The sequence below is a fragment of the Mesorhizobium sp. M0991 genome (genome assembly GCF_040318915.1).
Taxonomy (GTDB): Bacteria; Pseudomonadota; Alphaproteobacteria; order Rhizobiales; family Rhizobiaceae; genus Mesorhizobium.
Genome location: NZ_JAMYNE010000003.1, coordinates 149,626 through 166,006 on the forward strand (window position 1 = coordinate 149,626; position 16,381 = coordinate 166,006).

The 16,381-nt window shown below is 62.8% G+C and carries 22 protein-coding genes and 2 pseudogenes; 16 read left to right on the forward strand and 8 right to left on the reverse strand.

Annotated features, from left to right (window positions below; genetic code table 11):
- Positions 1 to 74: 74 nt before the first annotated feature.
- From choX to NKH70_RS06495, 3 genes are read left to right on the forward strand one after another with little or no spacing between them, the layout of a single operon-like run.
- A complete protein-coding gene (choX, locus tag NKH70_RS06485; protein WP_352911297.1) occupies positions 75 to 1,010 on the forward strand; it encodes a choline ABC transporter substrate-binding protein in 936 nt (311 codons plus the stop codon).
- The gene (locus tag NKH70_RS06490) at positions 1,007 to 1,855 is read left to right on the forward strand and encodes an alpha/beta fold hydrolase (protein WP_352911295.1); all 849 of its coding nucleotides are present in this window, start codon (positions 1,007 to 1,009) and stop codon (positions 1,853 to 1,855) included. The genes choX and NKH70_RS06490 overlap by 4 nt, the downstream gene beginning before the upstream one ends.
- A gap of 8 nt (positions 1,856 to 1,863) precedes the next feature.
- Complete coding sequence (locus tag NKH70_RS06495; RefSeq protein WP_352911293.1) at positions 1,864 to 3,312, forward strand: amidase; 1,449 nt, start codon at positions 1,864 to 1,866, stop codon at positions 3,310 to 3,312.
- Between the two features lie 34 nt (positions 3,313 to 3,346).
- Here NKH70_RS06495 and NKH70_RS06500 read toward each other — a convergent pair whose 3' ends face one another.
- Positions 3,347 to 4,147 (reverse strand): NIPSNAP family protein, encoded by an 801-nt coding sequence (locus NKH70_RS06500; RefSeq protein WP_352911290.1) that lies wholly within the window; start codon positions 4,145 to 4,147, stop codon positions 3,347 to 3,349.
- A gap of 149 nt (positions 4,148 to 4,296) precedes the next feature.
- Here NKH70_RS06500 and NKH70_RS06505 point away from each other — a divergent pair, with 149 nt between their 5' ends.
- Positions 4,297 to 4,908, forward strand: a complete 612-nt coding sequence (locus tag NKH70_RS06505) for a TetR/AcrR family transcriptional regulator (RefSeq protein WP_352911288.1) — start codon at positions 4,297 to 4,299, stop codon at positions 4,906 to 4,908.
- Between the two features lie 61 nt (positions 4,909 to 4,969).
- On the opposite strand, the gene NKH70_RS06510 is transcribed toward NKH70_RS06505, so the two are convergent.
- Positions 4,970 to 5,563, reverse strand: a complete 594-nt coding sequence (locus NKH70_RS06510; RefSeq protein WP_352911286.1) for a hypothetical protein — start codon at positions 5,561 to 5,563, stop codon at positions 4,970 to 4,972.
- A gap of 119 nt (positions 5,564 to 5,682) precedes the next feature.
- Here NKH70_RS06510 and NKH70_RS06515 point away from each other — a divergent pair, with 119 nt between their 5' ends.
- Positions 5,683 to 6,813 carry a metallophosphoesterase gene (locus tag NKH70_RS06515; protein ID WP_352911283.1) on the forward strand — a complete coding sequence of 377 codons (1,131 nt, stop codon included), beginning with the start codon at positions 5,683 to 5,685 and terminating at the stop codon, positions 6,811 to 6,813.
- A gap of 64 nt (positions 6,814 to 6,877) precedes the next feature.
- Here the strand turns inward: NKH70_RS06515 and NKH70_RS06520 are convergent, their stop codons facing one another.
- The gene (locus NKH70_RS06520; RefSeq protein WP_352911281.1) at positions 6,878 to 7,057 is read right to left on the reverse strand and encodes a CsbD family protein; all 180 of its coding nucleotides are present in this window, start codon (positions 7,055 to 7,057) and stop codon (positions 6,878 to 6,880) included.
- Between the two features lie 148 nt (positions 7,058 to 7,205).
- Between NKH70_RS06520 and NKH70_RS06525 the strand changes: the two are divergent.
- Positions 7,206 to 7,834: pseudogene (locus NKH70_RS06525) on the forward strand (glutathione S-transferase).
- Positions 7,835 to 7,909: 75 nt separating this feature from the next.
- Positions 7,910 to 8,758, forward strand: a complete 849-nt coding sequence (locus NKH70_RS06530) for an SDR family NAD(P)-dependent oxidoreductase (protein ID WP_352911280.1) — start codon at positions 7,910 to 7,912, stop codon at positions 8,756 to 8,758.
- Here the strand turns inward: NKH70_RS06530 and NKH70_RS06535 are convergent.
- Positions 8,686 to 9,537, reverse strand: coding sequence for a LysR family transcriptional regulator (locus NKH70_RS06535; RefSeq protein WP_352911278.1), 852 nt, complete (start codon positions 9,535 to 9,537; stop codon positions 8,686 to 8,688). The two genes, NKH70_RS06530 and NKH70_RS06535, sit on opposite strands and share 73 nt — an antisense overlap.
- A 97-nt stretch (positions 9,538 to 9,634) precedes the next feature.
- On the opposite strand from NKH70_RS06535, the gene NKH70_RS06540 reads away from it, so the two are divergent.
- From NKH70_RS06540 to NKH70_RS06570, 7 genes are all read left to right on the forward strand, one after another.
- Positions 9,635 to 10,096, forward strand: a complete 462-nt coding sequence (locus NKH70_RS06540; RefSeq protein WP_352911275.1) for a RidA family protein — start codon at positions 9,635 to 9,637, stop codon at positions 10,094 to 10,096.
- Positions 10,097 to 10,143: 47 nt separating this feature from the next.
- Entirely contained in the window at positions 10,144 to 10,932 is a 789-nt protein-coding gene (locus NKH70_RS06545; protein ID WP_352911273.1) for an SDR family oxidoreductase, read from the forward strand.
- A gap of 541 nt (positions 10,933 to 11,473) precedes the next feature.
- Positions 11,474 to 11,683, forward strand: a complete 210-nt coding sequence (locus tag NKH70_RS06550) for a cold-shock protein (RefSeq protein WP_010915421.1) — start codon at positions 11,474 to 11,476, stop codon at positions 11,681 to 11,683.
- Between the two features lie 355 nt (positions 11,684 to 12,038).
- On the forward strand, positions 12,039 to 12,266 hold the full coding sequence (locus NKH70_RS06555; protein ID WP_352911631.1) for a hypothetical protein: 228 nt from the start codon (positions 12,039 to 12,041) through the stop codon (positions 12,264 to 12,266).
- Positions 12,266 to 12,673 (forward strand): hypothetical protein, encoded by a 408-nt coding sequence (locus NKH70_RS06560; RefSeq protein WP_352492579.1) that lies wholly within the window; start codon positions 12,266 to 12,268, stop codon positions 12,671 to 12,673. Before NKH70_RS06555 ends, NKH70_RS06560 begins: the two co-directional genes overlap by 1 nt.
- A gap of 1 nt (position 12,674) precedes the next feature.
- Entirely contained in the window at positions 12,675 to 12,839 is a 165-nt protein-coding gene (locus NKH70_RS06565) for a hypothetical protein (RefSeq protein ID WP_352867447.1), read from the forward strand.
- A 50-nt stretch (positions 12,840 to 12,889) separates the two neighbouring features.
- On the forward strand, positions 12,890 to 13,231 hold the full coding sequence (locus NKH70_RS06570; RefSeq protein WP_352911628.1) for a YkgJ family cysteine cluster protein: 342 nt from the start codon (positions 12,890 to 12,892) through the stop codon (positions 13,229 to 13,231).
- A gap of 34 nt (positions 13,232 to 13,265) precedes the next feature.
- Here NKH70_RS06570 and NKH70_RS06575 read toward each other — a convergent pair whose 3' ends face one another.
- Both NKH70_RS06575 and NKH70_RS06580 read right to left on the reverse strand, forming a co-directional pair.
- Positions 13,266 to 13,598, reverse strand: coding sequence for a helix-turn-helix domain-containing protein (locus NKH70_RS06575; protein ID WP_352911626.1), 333 nt, complete (start codon positions 13,596 to 13,598; stop codon positions 13,266 to 13,268).
- Between the two features lie 96 nt (positions 13,599 to 13,694).
- Positions 13,695 to 14,195 (reverse strand): annotated as a pseudogene (locus NKH70_RS06580) (cupin domain-containing protein); the annotation flags it as partial.
- A gap of 160 nt (positions 14,196 to 14,355) precedes the next feature.
- Here NKH70_RS06580 and NKH70_RS06585 point away from each other — a divergent pair.
- Both NKH70_RS06585 and NKH70_RS06590 read left to right on the forward strand, forming a co-directional pair.
- A complete protein-coding gene (locus tag NKH70_RS06585) occupies positions 14,356 to 14,775 on the forward strand; it encodes a nuclear transport factor 2 family protein (RefSeq protein WP_352911270.1) in 420 nt (139 codons plus the stop codon).
- 86 nt (positions 14,776 to 14,861) lie between these two features.
- Entirely contained in the window at positions 14,862 to 15,473 is a 612-nt protein-coding gene (locus tag NKH70_RS06590) for a LysE family translocator (protein WP_352911268.1), read from the forward strand.
- 6 nt (positions 15,474 to 15,479) lie between these two features.
- On the opposite strand, the gene NKH70_RS06595 is transcribed toward NKH70_RS06590, so the two are convergent.
- On the reverse strand, positions 15,480 to 15,866 hold the full coding sequence (locus tag NKH70_RS06595) for a nuclear transport factor 2 family protein (RefSeq protein WP_352911265.1): 387 nt from the start codon (positions 15,864 to 15,866) through the stop codon (positions 15,480 to 15,482).
- A gap of 17 nt (positions 15,867 to 15,883) precedes the next feature.
- Entirely contained in the window at positions 15,884 to 16,330 is a 447-nt protein-coding gene (locus NKH70_RS06600) for an OsmC family protein (RefSeq protein WP_352911262.1), read from the reverse strand.
- Between the last annotated feature and the right edge of the window lie 51 nt (positions 16,331 to 16,381).

Genomic DNA, 16,381 nt, shown 5'->3' on the forward strand with positions numbered 1-16,381 from the left:
AGATCAAGAATTAACCAGCGGGACAATATAAAAACCGAGTGGTCAACACTGTTGATGAAATGAGGAGAACCGAAATGCTTCGTAGCCTTGGAATGGGCGCCTCGCTGTGCGTCCTGCTGGCTAGCCAGCCGGCCTTTGCGGCTGAACCCGAGCAATGCAAGGTCGTGCGCATGGCCGAGCCTGGATGGAACGACCTTGCCTTCACCACCGGCGTCACCAGCGTCTTGCTCGATGCGCTCGGCTACAAGCCGGCAAGCTCGCTTCTGGGCATCAACGTCATCTATGAATCCTTGAAGAACAATGATTTGGACGTGTTCCTTGGCTATTGGGATCCGGCGATGATCACCTACTACGGGCCCTATAAGAAGGACGGCTCGGTAGACGATGTGCGCGTCAATCTCGTCGGCGCCAAATACACCTTTGCCGTACCGACTTACGTCTGGGAGGCCGGTGTCAAGGATTTTGCCGACCTGCAAAAGTTCGCAGACAAGTTCGGCAGGAAGATGTACGGCATCGAGCCGGGCTCCAACCAGCTGATGATGGACGCCATCGCTGATAAGTCGCTCGGCCTCGATGGCTGGCAGGTCGTCGAATCGAGTGAAGCCGGCATGCTTTCCGAGGTCGGCTACGAGATCAAGGAAAGGCGCTTCATCGTCTTCCAGGGCTGGGCGCCGCATCCAATGAACACGATGTACGACTTCAGATATCTGAGCGGCGGCGACAAGTTCTACGGCCCCAACTTCGGCGCCGCGACGGTGACGACGCAGGTGCGCAAGGGCTATCTGCAGCAGTGCCCGAATGTCGGGCAGTTGCTGAAGAACCTCGCCTTCGATATCGATTTCGAAAATCTCGGCATGGGCTATCTCATCAACGACGGCATGAAGCCGGAGGAAGCCGGCCTGAAGGCGATCAAGGAGAATCCGGATAGGCTCGGCGCCTGGCTTGCCGGTGTCACCACATTCGATGGCAAGCCCGCGCTCGATGCAGTCAAGCAGCAGCTCGGCCTGTGATATCGGCCGATCAGGCGGGCTGGAACGGCCGCAAGCGCAGGGTCGGTCCCGGCTGCGCTGAAACGGCCTGCGTCGAAATCGACGGTCAGGAGCCCGCGCTGGTGCTGGTGCACGGCTTCTCCGACACGAGCCGCAGCTTCTCCTTGCTGGCGCCGCATCTCGCCGGGCGCCGGCTTGTCATGCCAGACCTGCGCGGGCATGGCGCCTCGCCGGCCGGCACACGCGGCTTCGCCCCGGCGGATTTCGCGGAAGACGTGGCGGGTTTGATCGAGCAATTGCGGCTCGAGCGGCCGGTTCTGGTCGGGCATTCCCTGGGCAGTATGGTGGCGATCGAGGCAGCCGCGCGCTACCCCGAGATGATCGGCGGCCTGGTGCTGATGGCCGGAACGCTGCGGCCGCAGATCGGTGAGGACCACCCGATGACCATTGGTGTGCGGGCGCTTCGAGATCCGATATCGCCGGCCGATCCGTTCTATGACTATTGGCATGCCTGCGAGGCCGAGGTTCCAGCGGACTTCCTGACCATGACTGCGGAGGAGGCGTCAGCCATGCCGGCGGCACTTTGGCGCGCAATCCTGGAGCAGGTTCGGCGCATCGATCTGACCGACAAGGCGCGCACGCTGCGCCTGCCGGCGCTTGTCATTGCTGGCGGGCGCGACGTTCTCTTCGACGAAACGCACCAACGGCGGCTCCTCGAAGAAATCCCTGCCGCCAAGCTCGTGAGCGCGGCGCGATGCGGGCATAATTCGCATTGGGAGGATCCGGCATTGGTTGCGGCAGCCATCGCCCGATATTTCAAGGTCTGGAATGAAGCCGACCTCGAAGCGACCGGCAATCCGGGCTGAGAGCAGTCATGAATCTTTCCGAATACGTGGCGTTGGATGCCGTCGCCCTGGCCGGGCATGTTCGCTCGGGCGAATTATCGCCTATCGAGGTCGTCGAGGCGGCTATCGAGGCGATCGAAAGCATCAATCCCGCCATCAATGCCGTGACACTAATCGATGCGGACCGGGCGCTTTCCGCCGCGGCAAGCTGCAACCGGCAAGCCGCACTCGCCGGCATTCCCTTCCTGGTCAAGGACACCGGCGTCAATGTACGGGAGTGGCCGACGACGCACTCGTCGCTCTACTTCAAGGACGCCGAGCCGAAGCCCGACAGCGAGATCGTCCGGCGCTGGCGGGCCGCCGGTCTGATCTTGCTGGGAAAGACAAACACGCCGGAATTTGCCAACGACTTCGTGACCGAGCCCAGCTTTCGCGGCCCCACCTTGAACCCCTGGGATCTTTCGCTGACGGCGGGCGGTTCGAGCGGTGGTGCTGCTGCCGCGGTGGCAAGCGGCATGGTGGCGGTCGCCCACGGTTCCGATATCGGCGGCTCGATCCGGGTGCCGGCTGTCTGTTGCGGCGTGTTCGGCATGAAGCCGTCGCGCGGGCTCACGCCTGTCGGGCCTGGTCGAGGTCAGGTCGGCGCCGGGCTCTACGCCGAGAACGTCCTGTCCCGCACCGTTCGGGACAGCGCCGCCATGCTGGACATGACTGCCGGTCCAGAACAAGGAGCGCCTTACTCCGTGTCGAAATCGGTGCCGTCCTACCTGGACTGGCTGTCTTCCGCCGGCGAGCGTCTACGCGTCGCGTGCCTGGCGCACCGGCCGGATGGCACGCCGGTCGCGTCCGAGATTGGGGAAAAATTCCAGGAAGCCATAATCCTCCTCGAGGATATGGGGCACGAGGTCACAGAGGCGCGTTTCCCGCGGGAAGCCAGCGCCGGAGCGGACTGGAGCATCTTCTGGATGTCGGAGGTTGCGCGGCTGGTTGACGAGCGCGCCGATGAGATCGGGCGGATGCCGGCGGCTGGCGAAATCGAAGGCCTGACTCGTCACGCGCTCGACTGTTTTCGGCGGTCTTCGGCCGCCGACTATCTGAGGGCGCAAGACCACGTGCACAGCGCTTCGCTGGCGATGGCGAGAGCCTTCGATGCGTTCGACCTGATCATGACGCCGACCACGGCCGACCTGCCACCCCGGCTTGGCGCCATCCATGGCGATGGTGCTGTCTTCGATTACGAGGCTTGGGCGAGCCGGGCCTACGGCTTTGCGCCTTTCACGGAAATCTTCAATGTCACCGGCCAACCGGCCGCCAGCCTGCCGCTGTTCCAGTCGAAAGGCGGCCTGCCGATTGGCATCCAGCTTATTGGCCGCAAGAACGAGGATCACCGGCTGCTTCGCGTTTCCCTTGACCTGGAGCAGGCAACCGCATGGACGGCGCGTTATCAGGTGATCCATGCCAGGCATTTTCAGGCGTGAACCAGATGAGGGGACTCCGGCGGATATAGGCGCTTCAACGGCGTTGGTCATACCGGCGCCCGAGCAGCGATCGCGCCGTCGGCGCCAGGCGCAGAACCTCCACGGGCCTGGCCAATTCCCGCTGCGCGGCCTGCTCGAATGCCTGCCATTCCGGGGAGGCAGCCAAGGCTGCCTCGTGGCGAGCGTGCGCTTCGGCGCTGTCGAAACCCGTGATGCTGATGAAGACGTTTTCGCCGGCCCGCACCGGCAGCCGCGGAAAGCTGTTTTCGGCATGCTCGGTGACGAAGGCGGCGAGCGGCCTTGCGCCAAGTGCGGCAAGCACCGGAAGAGCCCCGGTCTGGAAATCCCTGGCGAAGCCGGCTTCCAGGCCCGGCCGCAAATGATGAATCCTGATGACAACAATTGCCTGCAAATCATTGCTTACGGTTGGTTTTTCGAAATCCGGTGTGGCTGCCCGTTGCGATCCCGAGAGGTCTAGGCCGGCGCTCGGCCAGGCCGGCTTCAGCAGCAGCACGTCGTCGGATGAGATCATCGTGGCGTTGGCGGCGTCGCGCCAGGCAGCCCAGACCGGCCCGTCATAGAAGGCGGTCAGAGCGTTTTTCCGCGCTTCCATACCGTCGAAGCCGCGCAGCCAGACGAACATATCCGGCCGGTCGAGATCGCGGAACTGGCCGATGATGGTCATCCCCGCCGTTTCCTGGCCCTCGATCAGCTGATTGTCGAAGACGCCGATCAGCGTCTCGCGCCGGCCGGGTTTCAGCGTGTATTGCCGGAGTTCGACAACGGGCGAGGCGAGCAGATCGGATTTAGATTCGGCGTTCAAAGGCAGGTTCATCGCTGGATCTCCAAAACAGGACAGTCATCCTGTTTATAAAACAGACCGGTTGTCCTGTTTTGTCAATCTGCTATCGTCTGAAGATGTCAGCAGAGATAACCGCTCGCCCAAAGTCGCGGGCTCAAAAACGCACCAACGACCCCGAAGGCATGCGCAAAAAGTTGCTCGATGTCGCCGAGGAGGCGTTTCAGGCACGCGGCTATCACGCCTCCAGCATGGGCGACCTGATGGCGACGGCGGGCGTCACCGGCGGCGCGCTGCACCACCATTTCCCAACCAAGAAGGCGCTGGCGCTTGCAGTGATCGAGGAGCGGGTCGCCGCCGCGGTAGAAGAGACATGGATCGCACCGGTGCGGGAGGCTCCCTCAGCGCGCGAGGGCGTGCGCTCCGTGTTCGCGGCCGTCGCGGCGGAGCTGGAGCGGCAGGGTTTCGTGCGCGGCTGCCCGCTTAACAACCTGGCGCATGAGCTGTCGCTTGCCGATCCGGATTTCCGCATTGCCCTTGCCGGCATTTTTTCGACCTGGCGTCAGGCGATCGCCGACAAGATCAGCGCCGACCAGCAGGCGGGCCGGGAGCTGGGCACCGATCCGCAGCGCTTTGCAGCGTTAGCCGTCGCCAGCTATTCCGGCGCCATGTCGATGGCCAAGACCGCACAGGACGCAAGCGTGCTGCGCGACTGCCTGATGGCGTTGGAGCAGGGAGTTATGTCGTCCAAAACAGGAACGAGGCGACGTAGCAGGATACTGCACAGAGCCCTCTGACGCCGGCAGGACAGAGGCGCCCTGTCGCTGATGTCACGACCAAGGCGGGAAGGCCGAGCTCCTAATTCGGCAGCGGCTTGATCAGCTCGTAGCCGACCACGCTTTCGGCACTGGTGCCCTCGTCATAGCGCCTGGCCACAACTGCCTGCAGGTCGGGTGCGTAGAGCGCGGTAAACTCGTCCCGCGTCTCGCCGGCCTCGCTCCTGATCGTCTGCTTGACCGCGAGCACGGAGTATTTGCAATCACCCAGGCTGACCGTCTCCTTGCCCTTGACGTTGATCTCCAGCGTCTCGGTGCCCTTCGGCGGCTTGTTCGGTGCGAGACGGGCAAATACGATCTTGCTCTTAGCCCCCGCCTTCAGCGGGAACACCTTCCTGAGATCGGAAAACGGGATCATCGCCAGCTGCCCCGTGCTGCTGTCGCGAAACACTTCGATCAGCCCGCCGAACAGGTACTGCGACTGCGGCGATTGCGACTGGTATTTGTTGGCCACGGCAACCATTCCGCCCGCCGCCGGACGAAATTCGCTGTGGATGCCGGGCCTTTCGAGAATGAAGCCGGCCTTGGCCGATTTGGCGTCGATGCACTCGGAGGCATGCGCTGCGCTCGTCATCGCCAGAATGGCCATTGTCATGCCGATGGATGCAGTGTTCATGGCGTCCTCCTCTGCCCGCGCAAGTTGAATGCCGAAAGCAATGCCAGACCTGAGAGAACGTGTCGACACACTTTGCGAGCAACTGGACTGCCGGTCCGCGTCGTGCTGAATTTTAGCGCATGATGCATCGCATTTCCGCCCGACCGGTCTCCCGGCGCAGCTTCCTGATGAAGGCAGCGGGCCTTGCCGCGGCCGGCGCCGTTTCGCGCCCGGCCTTCGGCCAGACCGGGCAGCGCATTCCGCCGATCGACGCCACCTTCTTGTTTATCGCTGATGTCCATGCCTGCCGCATGGCGAACGGATTGAGCCCGCATTGCGAGCAGGAGGGCAAGACCGACGCTGCCTTGCTGCGCAATGTCGCCGCACTCAACGGCGTCGGTGACCGGCAATGGCCGGCTGAGATCGATGGCGTTGCCACCGGCCTGCGCTCGACGGGCAACATCGGCACACCGCTCGGCCTCGTCGTTGGCGGCGACATCACCGACGACGGCGGCGGCCAGATCACCCAGCCCAGCGAGGGCACGCAGCTGCTTCAGTTCAGCCAGCGCTACCAGCAAGGCGTCGGCCCCGACCGCGTGCACATGCCGGTCTATGTCGGCCTCGGCAACCACGACCTCGACCAGAACGGCCCGCGCTCTCATGTCGACTGGTATCGCCGCGAAATGCGCGACCACGTCGAGGTCAACCACCGCCCCGGCGTGTTCTTCAAGCCGCCTGCGCCGGCGACCGACTACGACGTCGAGACCGACTGCTATTCATGGGATTGGGGCGGCTTGCATCTTGTCCAGACGCACCGTTTTGCCGGCGATACCGGTCATGGCGCCGCCAGCAGCCTGCCATGGCTGAAGCAGGACCTGGCGACTTATGCCGGCGACGGCCGCCCGGTCATCCTGTTCCAGCATTACGGCTGGGATACTTTTTCGATCGAAAGATGGGACGCCGCCGAGAAAACCTTCGACGACGGCGGCACGGGTCCGCCGCACTGGTGGAGCGAAGCCGACAGGCAGGCGCTGCTGGCTGTGCTGAAGGGTTACAACGTCGTCGGCATCTTCCATGGCCACCAGCACGCGACGCCGATGATCTACCACCGTGACGGGCTCGATATGTTCAAGCCGAAGGCTGCCTTCATGGGCGGCTTTGCGTTGGCGCGGGTGAGCGAAAACAGCATGGATGTGGTGCTGGGCGAAGCCGCCGGAGATCATGGCGAGGTCACGTTCACCAATGCGTACAGCAAAAGCCTGATTTTCTGACGGGCAGGAGAGGACGCAAAAAAGGCGGCCGAGCCGCCTTTTCCTGGTTTGCGAAGGGCTGGCGTCAAAGCGCCTTCTTCACCTTGTCCTTCACGTCGCCGTAAGCCTTCTGCATCTTGCCGGTCGCCTTGTCGACGTTGCCTTCGGCCTCGGCGCGCTTGTTGCCGGTGGCCTTGCCGGCGGCCTGCTTGACCGAGCCCTTGGCTTGCTTGGCAACGCCGGCAACCTGATCCTTGTTCACCATCTCGCATCTCCTGAACCGTTCGCCTGGAGAAACGGTCGCGGATCGCTTAGGTTCCGGGTTCGGCCGGTCGAGTTGGGATAGCTTCCGGCCGCGAAGCCGACAGGATAGGGTGCACCAGAACGCCCGAACAGACAGGGCCGGAGGGACAATGGCTGAATTCACGCTCTTCATCGGCAACAAATGCTTCTCGTCCTGGTCGCTGAGGCCATGGCTGGCGATGAAGCATCTGGAGATCCCGTTCGAGGAAGGTTTTGTGCGCCTGCGCACGGCCAAGTGCCGGTGCTGAACCATCGGCTGCCGAACGGCGAGGTCCGGATCGTCTGGGAAACCCTTGCCATCCTTGAATATCTCGCCGAGCTGTTTCCCGAGAAAAAGCTCTGGCCGGCCGATATCGGCGCCCGCGCGCTGGCCCGCTCGGCGGCAACAGAGATGCATTCCGGCTTTCGCGAGGTCCGCTATGGCTGGCCGACGAATTTGCGCCGGCCGAAAGGCCACAAGCCGCTCGACGCCGAAGGTGAGGCGCAACGGGCGCGCATCGAGGATCTGTGGCGGCAATGCCGCGAAAAATACGTCAAAGGCGGGCCGTTTCTGTTTGGCCATTTCACCGCGGCCGACGCCAGGTACGCGCCGGTCGTCACCCGCTTCGACACCTATGGCGGCATGTTGGCAACCGATACCCGCGCCTATGTCGACGCCGTGCTTTCGATGCCGGCGATGCGCCACTGGTATGCCGAGGCGGCGAAAGAGCCTTGGCCGGAGCCCGGCCCAGACGAGTAACCAAGCAAAGCCGGTCTTCCACTTCGCGCCCCGCGGCCTATCTGAAGATCGGGCAGGGGCTTTGGAGACTTCACCATGATAGCTGTTTCTTCCGCACTGGCCGGCAAGGTCGCTCTCGTCACCGGCGCTTCATCGGGCATCGGCGAGGCAACCGCTGTGGCGCTGGCCGCCGCCGGGGCAAAGGTGGCGATTGCCGCACGCCGCGCCGATCGGCTCGAAGCGCTGGCCGCGCGTATCGAAAAGGCCGGCGGCACGGCGCTCCGCATCGAGGCCGACGTCACCAGCAACGACGATGTCAGCGCCATGGTCGACAAGGTTGTCGCCGAATGGAGCCGCCTCGACATCCTCGTCAACAATGCCGGGGTGATGCTTCTGTCGCCGGCCGCCGAGGCGGTGCTCGACGACTGGCGCCGCATGGTCGAGATCAACCTGCTGGCGCTGATGGGCGTCACCAAAGCGGCGCTGCCGCATCTGAGGGCCGCCAAAGGTCACATCGTCAATGTCTCGTCGGTCGCCGGCCGTGTCGCCAATCCGGGCGCCAGCGGCTACGCGGCAACCAAGTTCGGCGTCGTCGGCTTTTCCGAATCGCTGCGCCGCGAAGTCTATGCCGATAAGGTTCGCGTCACCGTCATCGAGCCCGGCCTGGTGCGCACCGAGCTCGGCGACCATATCACCAACCCGGCGGCGAAGGCCGGGCTCGACCAGCGGCTCGCCGCCATGAAGGCGCTGACCGTCGAGGACATCGCCGCGGCCCATTCTCTACGCAGTGAGCCAGCCGGCACACGTCAACGTCAACGAGATCGTTATCCGCCCGACCGACCAGGAACGGTGAACGGCGTCAGATCTTTTCGCTACGCTTCGAATCCCGCCCGCAGGAAATCGCCACACTCCTCGACCAGCCGCGACGGGTCCCTCGCGAGATAGACCCCGAAATCCGCCATCGGCGCCGGCGGCAGGTTGAAGCGTCCGTTGAGGCTTTGGCAGTCGGGCGGTAGTCCTTCCTGCAGCAGAAGCCCGATGCCAAGCCCGGCCCTCAGCGCCGAGATCAGTGTCGCGAAGGTCGACACGCGGCAGCCGATCTTCCAGCCGATCCCGGCCTCGGCGAGCGAAGCCAGCATTCTGTCCTGCCAGGAGCAGGCGCCTTCGAAGATGATTAGCGGAAGCTCGACCTCGTCATCGATCTCGATCATGCGGCTTGCCGCCCAGACCAGCTGTCGTGACAGATGGCCTCGCGGCGCCATTGTGAAGCGCGCCGGATCGGCCATGACGATGTCGCATTTTCCTTCGCCCAGCGACTTGCTGAGATCGGTGCTGCTGGCTGATGTCAGCTCGATCTCCACGGAAGGATGCCGGCGGCGGAAGTCGGCAATGATCAACGGCAGCCGCGTCACCGCCAAATCCTCGACGATGCCCAGCCGGACACGGCCGACCAGCCTGCGGCCTTCTATCTCGCGCCTGGCATCGTCGCCGATCGCGATGGCCTTGCGGGCGAAGGCGAGCAGGATCTCGCCGGCCTCGGTCAGCGTCACGCCGCGCGGCGAACGGCGCAGCAGCTCGGCGCCGACTTCACCCTCGAGGCGCTGAAGCTGCATACTCACCGCCGCTTGGGTGCGGGCAAGCCGATCGGCCGCCCGGCTCATCGTTCCCGTATCGGCCACGGTGACGAAGGCGCGCAGCAGCCTGACGTCGATATCTTCAGTCATAAGAATTCCTGATAGCTGTGTCAGCACTATCAGGCTATCCGAAAGCCCGATCTGAATTCAAGGTCCGCTCGCACGAACGGAAACAGGAGCAGCCACCTTGTCCTACAGAAGAAGATTTGAGGAGTTCGGTGTCGCTTGGCCATCGCTCGAGCGGCCTGCTTTGCCGTTCTCGCCGACGGTTCGGGTCGCCGACATCGTCTATGTCTCCGGTCAGATTCCCGAGATCGCGCAGGAGATCGCCGCGATCGGCCAGGTCGGCAGAGAGATCGATCTGGCTGCTGCGCAGAACGCCGCCCGGCTCTGCGCGGCCAACATCGTCTATTGGCTGGACAAGGAACTGGACGGCAATCTCGACCGTGTCGTGAAATTCGCCAAGCTGACCGTCTATGTGAATGCGGCGGCCGGCTTTTCGGCCTATTCGGAGGTCTGCAACGGAGCATCCGAATTTCTGCTCCATGTTTTCGGCGAGCGTGGCGAGCACGCCCGCTGCTCGCTCGGCATGGCCGGCTTGCCGGCCAATGTTCCGGTCGAAGCCGACGCTATCGTGCATGTCCGCTAGGGAAGTCGCCCGAAATGGGCAGTGAAACCAGGAGGACGCTTGGCTTGATGGCTGCAAATCTTGAGGGAAGGAAGGCGCTTGTTCTCGGCGGAGGCAAGGGCCTCGGTTTCGGCGTCGCCGAAGCGCTCGCGGCGAAAGGCGCCGAGATCATCCTGGTCGGACGAGGGGAGAAGACCCTGGATGCGGCGCGGCGCGCGATCGAGGCCGCCGGCCACATCTGCTCGACCTTCAGCGCCGACCTCTCCGACAACGACAGCGTCTCCCGGCTGATCCGTGCCGTCGAGGGCGAGCATCAGCGGATCGACATCGTCCTGCTCAACGGCGGCGGCCCGCCGCCCTTCGCGGCCAGCGTCTTCGATGCGAGCGTCTGGGAGAAGCAGTTCACCAGCATGGTGCTGAGCCAGATGCGCATCGCCATTTCTTTCCTGCCCGGCATGCGGGCGTGGCGCTGGGGACGCATCATCGCCGTTTCCTCGACTTCCGTCCGTGAGCCGATCCCCGGCCTTACCGCCTCGAACGCGCTGCGTGCGTCGCTCGCCGGCTGGGCCAAGACGCTGGCCGGCGAAGTGGCGGCGGACGGCGTCACCGTCAACCTGTTGCTGCCGGGCCGTTTTGCGACGGACCGGACGAAACAGTTCGACGCCATGGACGCCGCCGACAGGGGTGTCGACGCTGCTGTGATCGCCGCCGAGAGTCAGGCTGAAATCCCGGCAAAGCGCTACGGCACTCCCGCCGAATTCGGCGCGGTTGCCGCATTCCTGGCCAGCGACGCAGCCGCCTATGTCACCGGCGTGGCGTTGCCGGTGGATGGCGGGCTCAGCCGCGGCATGCTGTGAGGGGAAGGGTGCAGCGGCGCGAATGGTCGCATCACGCAGGAACGCCCCTCGTGCCTTTTATCTGCGCGGGGGGCGTCCTGTTTGTCGTCCGCCTTTCTCAAAATCGCTCTTTCGAGAACGGCTTTCGACATCGACAGTAATGCTCGCGTCGCCAAAATGGTTCCCGGCTGGAGCAATTCCAGGAAAAGTGTGAACGGTTTTCCGTCCGGAATTGCGCAAAAACAAAGAGATAGAGCGGTTCATCGTTTCCGTGAACGATGAACCGGTCTAAGTGGTTTTTCGGCGGGCAGTAGCCCGGTTTTGCTGTCGGATTTGCCGGAGCGCGGGTCGCCGCCGCGCGTCTCTGCGAGTGTGGCAAATCAAAAAAATTGACACAGCGCGCAAAGAAGTCTACAAGAATTTTGTCGATGTTTGTTTGACCGACTTTTGTTATCCGCGCGCCGAGGCGCGCCTTTGACGAACTTCCCCATCAAAATCGAGACAAACGTTGTTGTGCATCCGCATGACGACGAACGAATATTTGCCATGGAAAGGGTTCGTTATGAGCACAGGCACAGTTAAATGGTTCAACGCCACCAAGGGTTTTGGTTTTATTCAACCTGACGACGGTTCTGCCGACGTTTTTGTCCACATCTCAGCCGTCGAGCGCGCCGGAATGCGCGACATCGTCGAGGGCCAGAAGCTTGGCTACGAGATGGTCCGCGACAACAAGTCGGGCAAAATGTCCGCCGACCAGTTGAAGGCGGCCTAAGACGGAATTCAGCCTCACCGGTGACCACGGATGTACTGGCACCGGTGAATGGCAAATTCCGGCGCATGGTCGCGGGGAGGTTAAGTCCCCGCTCATGCGCATGAGAAGAACGTTTCTTTGCGCGTCTCTCGGGATGCGCGGGCGCTCTCATGGAAGGTCAGGCGGTGCCTGGCCTTTTTCATTTTTGCGCTTCGACCGCCGAAAGAGCGCTGCTCGACGGCCCGGACGTGCTAAGAGGCTGTAAGGACGTTCCAGCAATTTGAAACCGGCTGCCGTATTGCTTTGTGCGGGATCCTGGCCAAAAGACCAGTCTCGTCACTTTTTCGGCGGCGCGCTCCGAACCGGGAGAAAGACCTTGACCGAACCTTCAAAAAAACCCCGCGACCAGGCCGAATCCATTTTTAGCAAGACGCGGACCCAGTCGATGTCGCTCGACCGCATCAATTCCGAACGGGATGCCGTCAGCCAGGCCCGCGAAGCCAAGACCGCGCGGCTGCGCGAACTGCGCCTGGAAAAGGAAGCCGACGAAATGGCGGCAGCGGTTGCGCTCGCGGCCTCGCCAAGACGCGCAGGCAAACGCTGATGGCCACCAAACGTGTGCCTCAAAAGGCGATCGCCGCCGATTCGACCATCGCCGATGTCGTGAGCGAACTCGACAAGCCGGTCGAATATGTCCGGCGCGTGCTTGAAAAGCTCGAGCGCTGCCGGCGTGTCCACGGCGATGCCCAGGTTCGGCTCGGCGTCCGCGGCCGTGCCGAATGCCCCAATTATCTGATCGAATACGTCCGGGAAAACGCCAAGACCCACGAGCGCGTGACCTTTCAGGATGCCGCCTACAGCGGCAGCACGCATCGCGAGCTGGCGCCCCGGCACATCGAGGAAGCCAGGAACTGGTCGCCCGAAGAAATGAACATCACGGCCGTTTCGGCGCTCATCGGCCGCCTTCGCAATCCGAATGCGCCATCATCGCGTTTCTCTGACGAGGATTGATATGGCAATCAAGTTTTCCGCCAAGGGCCAACCGGCAGCACCTGCTGCCGCCGTGAAGCCGGCCAAGCCGTCCGCCGCGCCAAAAACCGGTGAAGCCGCCGAAGCAGGCACCGATCTGTTCAGGTCGCCGGCCGAAGCGCCGCCGCGCAAGCCGAAGAAGAAATAGCGCCCTTGCAGCAAAATGCCGGCCGGAAATCCGCGCCAAGGCCGCTTGCCTTGGCGGTCGCGGAGGATTTTTCGTCGCCACAAGAGGGCGCCGGTCCGGTTGCCTTCGATTGCCAGACCTGTGGCGCCTGCTGTGCCTACTCGTCCAGATGGCCGCGCTTCTCCACCGAGGATGACGCGCAGCTCGACCTTATCCCGCAAAAATACGTGGCTGCCGACGAAGCCGGCATGCGCTGCGACGGCGCGCGCTGTTCGGCACTGTGCGGCGAGGTCGGCAAGTCGACCGCCTGCGGCATCTACGAGATCCGTCCTGACGTCTGCCGCGCCTGCATGCCGGGCGATGACGACTGCCTGATGGCGCGCCGGGCTCACGGACTGCCGACGCTTGAATGACGGCCCTCGGGCTGGCGTCCCAGTTTGAATTTCTTCAGTCAGATGATCGAAAGTCGCTGCGGTAGAGGCCGGGCGATCGTCCGGTCAACCGTTTGAATGCCTGCGAGAACGACGGCACCGATTCATATCCGACGGCGCGCCCGATCTCGCCAATGTTCTGGTTCGTTTCCCGCAGGGCCTTGGCGGCAAGGTTCATCCGCCACCGGGTCACATAGGACAGCGGCGGCTGTCCCACCAGTTGAGCGAAGCGACGCGCGAAGGTGGCCCGGGACTGTGCTGCGCCGCTGGCAAGGGAAGCGACAGTCCAGGGATTGCCCGGCCGCTCGTGGATCAGCCGCAAAGCTTGCGCAATGCCTTTGTCGCGCAAGGCGCCAAACCATCCCCCCGTTCCGAGTGGCTGATGTTCGATCCAGGCACGCAACAAGAAGATCAACGTGCTGTCGAGAAGGCTTGGGGCGACAATGTCGTGGCCGCCGAGATCGCCTTTCGCTTCGACCTGCAGAAGTTCCAGGGCAAGCCGCAGCGGCTCGCTGGTGCCTATCTGATTTCGGGTCAAATGAATCAGCGGAGGAAGCAGCGAAACCATCGGGTATGGCCCGACGCCGTCGAGTGAATATCTCGCACAAAGAAGAGTTGTCGCGGGGCGCTCGCTTTTCGGTTCTGGTCCGCTCTGATTTGCGGAAAGGACGGCGGATATCGATGCCGTCGGTGCATCCGCCGGATTGCAAAGGGCATGCCCGATACCGCTCGCGACAAGGATGACATCTCCCTGGTCTAAGCGGATCGGCACCTTTTCACCGGCTAGCCGCAGCCAGCATTCGCCGTTCTGTATGACGTGGATGGCGGCATTCCTTGTCGGATCCACCGAAATACCCCATGGCCGATGCAGGGTCGCGCTGCCGATCATGGCGCTGCCAAATCTCAGCGAAGCAAGAACTTCGGACAAGGCGTCCACGAGAACCATCCTCCAACGATGAATAGGACGACGCTATTAGACGATCGGATAAGAATCTAGCGGAATAGCGTATCGACCTCTCACAATCGCGACAGATTATGTTGGCAATGTTGGCGTGCGGACGCTCCTGTCCACGCCGGGCAGAAGCAGGCACCTGACGGAGCAAAACATGCGTGACGAACCATCAAATCCACTTCCAGCCAAGGCTCATAGTTCGCTCGAGACCAACAAGATGATCGTCCTGGACTTCATCGACAAAGCGGTAAACCAGGGCAACATCGAAGCTGCTTCGATGCATTTTGGCGAACGCTACATACAACACAATCCGAACATTGCGGATGGTGGGGAGGGCTTCAAAGCCTATCTGCAGCAGCTCAAACAGTCATTTCCCCTCGTGAAGGGAGAGGTGAAGCGGATTTTTGCCGAAGGGGATTTCGTCATCGTGCACATGCACGCAAAACGTGAACCGGAGGAGGAAGGCTTGGCCATCGTCGACATTTTCAGGCTGAACGAAAGTAAGCTCGTCGAACACTGGGAAGTTCGGCAGCCCATTGCCGATAGCAAGCTGCACGCCAACAGCATGATCTGAATGCGCATAGGCTCTCAGGCTGGCTTGTGCCCGCACGTTTCGCTGACTACGCTGCCGGCGGCAGGGCCAGCACCGGGAGACCATCCGTGAGCATCGAATTTTTGTTGACGTCGCTGATTGTCGTGGCTTCGCCCGGTACCGGCGTTCTCTATACGCTGAGCGCCGGGCTTTCACGTGGTGTGCGGGCCAGCATCATTGCCGCTTTCGGCTGCACGCTCGGCATCATTCCGCACATGGCGGCCGCCATCACCGGCCTGGCGGCTCTGCTGCATACCAGTGCCGTCGCCTTCGAGACGCTGAAATATCTGGGCGTCGCCTACCTGCTCTACATGGCCTGGAACACGCTGAAGGAGAAGGGCGGCCTGAGCGTCGACGAAAATGTCGCGCCGCGCTCGGCCGGCAAAGTGATCGCCTCCGGCATTCTGATCAACATCCTCAATCCGAAGCTGTCGATCTTCTTCTTTGCCTTCCTGCCGCAATTCGTCAGCACCACCGAATCGCATGCGCTGTCGAAGATGCTGGAGCTCAGCAGCGTCTTCATGGTGCTCACCTTCGTGGTCTTTGTCGGCTACGGCGTTTTTGCGGCGTCAATCCGCAGCCATGTCGTGTCGCGGCCAAAGGTGCTGACCTGGATGCGCCGCACCTTCGCCGGAGCCTTTGTCATGCTCGGCGCCAAACTGGCGCTGGCGGACCGGTAGACAGCTTTATGCCTTCACGTAGCCCATGGCCTCGACGATCTGCCCGTCCGCCACGCGCATCAGGTTGACGCCGCGCAGCGAATTGCCGTCGGCCATCCAGTAGCGCCAGCGGATCGTCGCCCGGTCGCCGGCGACGAAGGTTTCTTCGATGTCGAAGCGCGTGCCGGGTCCGGTCGCGATCGCCGACCACAGTTCGACGCAGGCGCCCTTGCCGATGCGGCGGGCACCGTCCGGGGCTGGCGTGGTGTTCTCGATCACGCAATCTTCCGCCACCAGATCGTCGAGCGCCGAGGGGTCGTGGCGCTGGAAGACGTCGTTGTAGCGCCGCATGATTTCGGCCGTTTCGGCGGAGCGTTCGGCTGCGGCGATATCGATGATGAGTTCCTGTGTCATTGGATATTCCTTTCCCTTCAGTGATCAGTAGCGGCCTCGATGAGGCGGGCCTTGAGCGTGATCACGGCGACGCCGGCCAGCGCCCGCGACACGAGGCAGCTCTCCTTGGCGGTCTGCGCCAGCCGCTCGAAATCCGCCGCCGCCAGCCCGGCGACGCTTGCCTCCGTCTCCAGTTCGATACGGGTCAGCGTCGGTCCGGCCGCGGTGGCGCCGAGATGCGCTTTCGCGATCGTGTGGATGTGCGCGGGAGTGTGACCTTCGCGGCCGAGGATGGCGCTCAGCGCCATCGAGAAGCAGCCGGCATGCGCCGCCACAATCAATTCCTCCGGGTTGGTACCGGGACCGTTCTCGAAACGCGACGGGAAGGAGTAGGCACCTTCGAAGACGCCGCTGCCGAGCCTCAGCCGGCCCGAACCTTCCTTCAACGATCCCTGCCATTGGGCCTCTGCTTCACGAATGGTCATTGTGTCTCTCCTTTTAGTTTGAGGGTTGATCAGTTTTTTGGGGGCGAACCA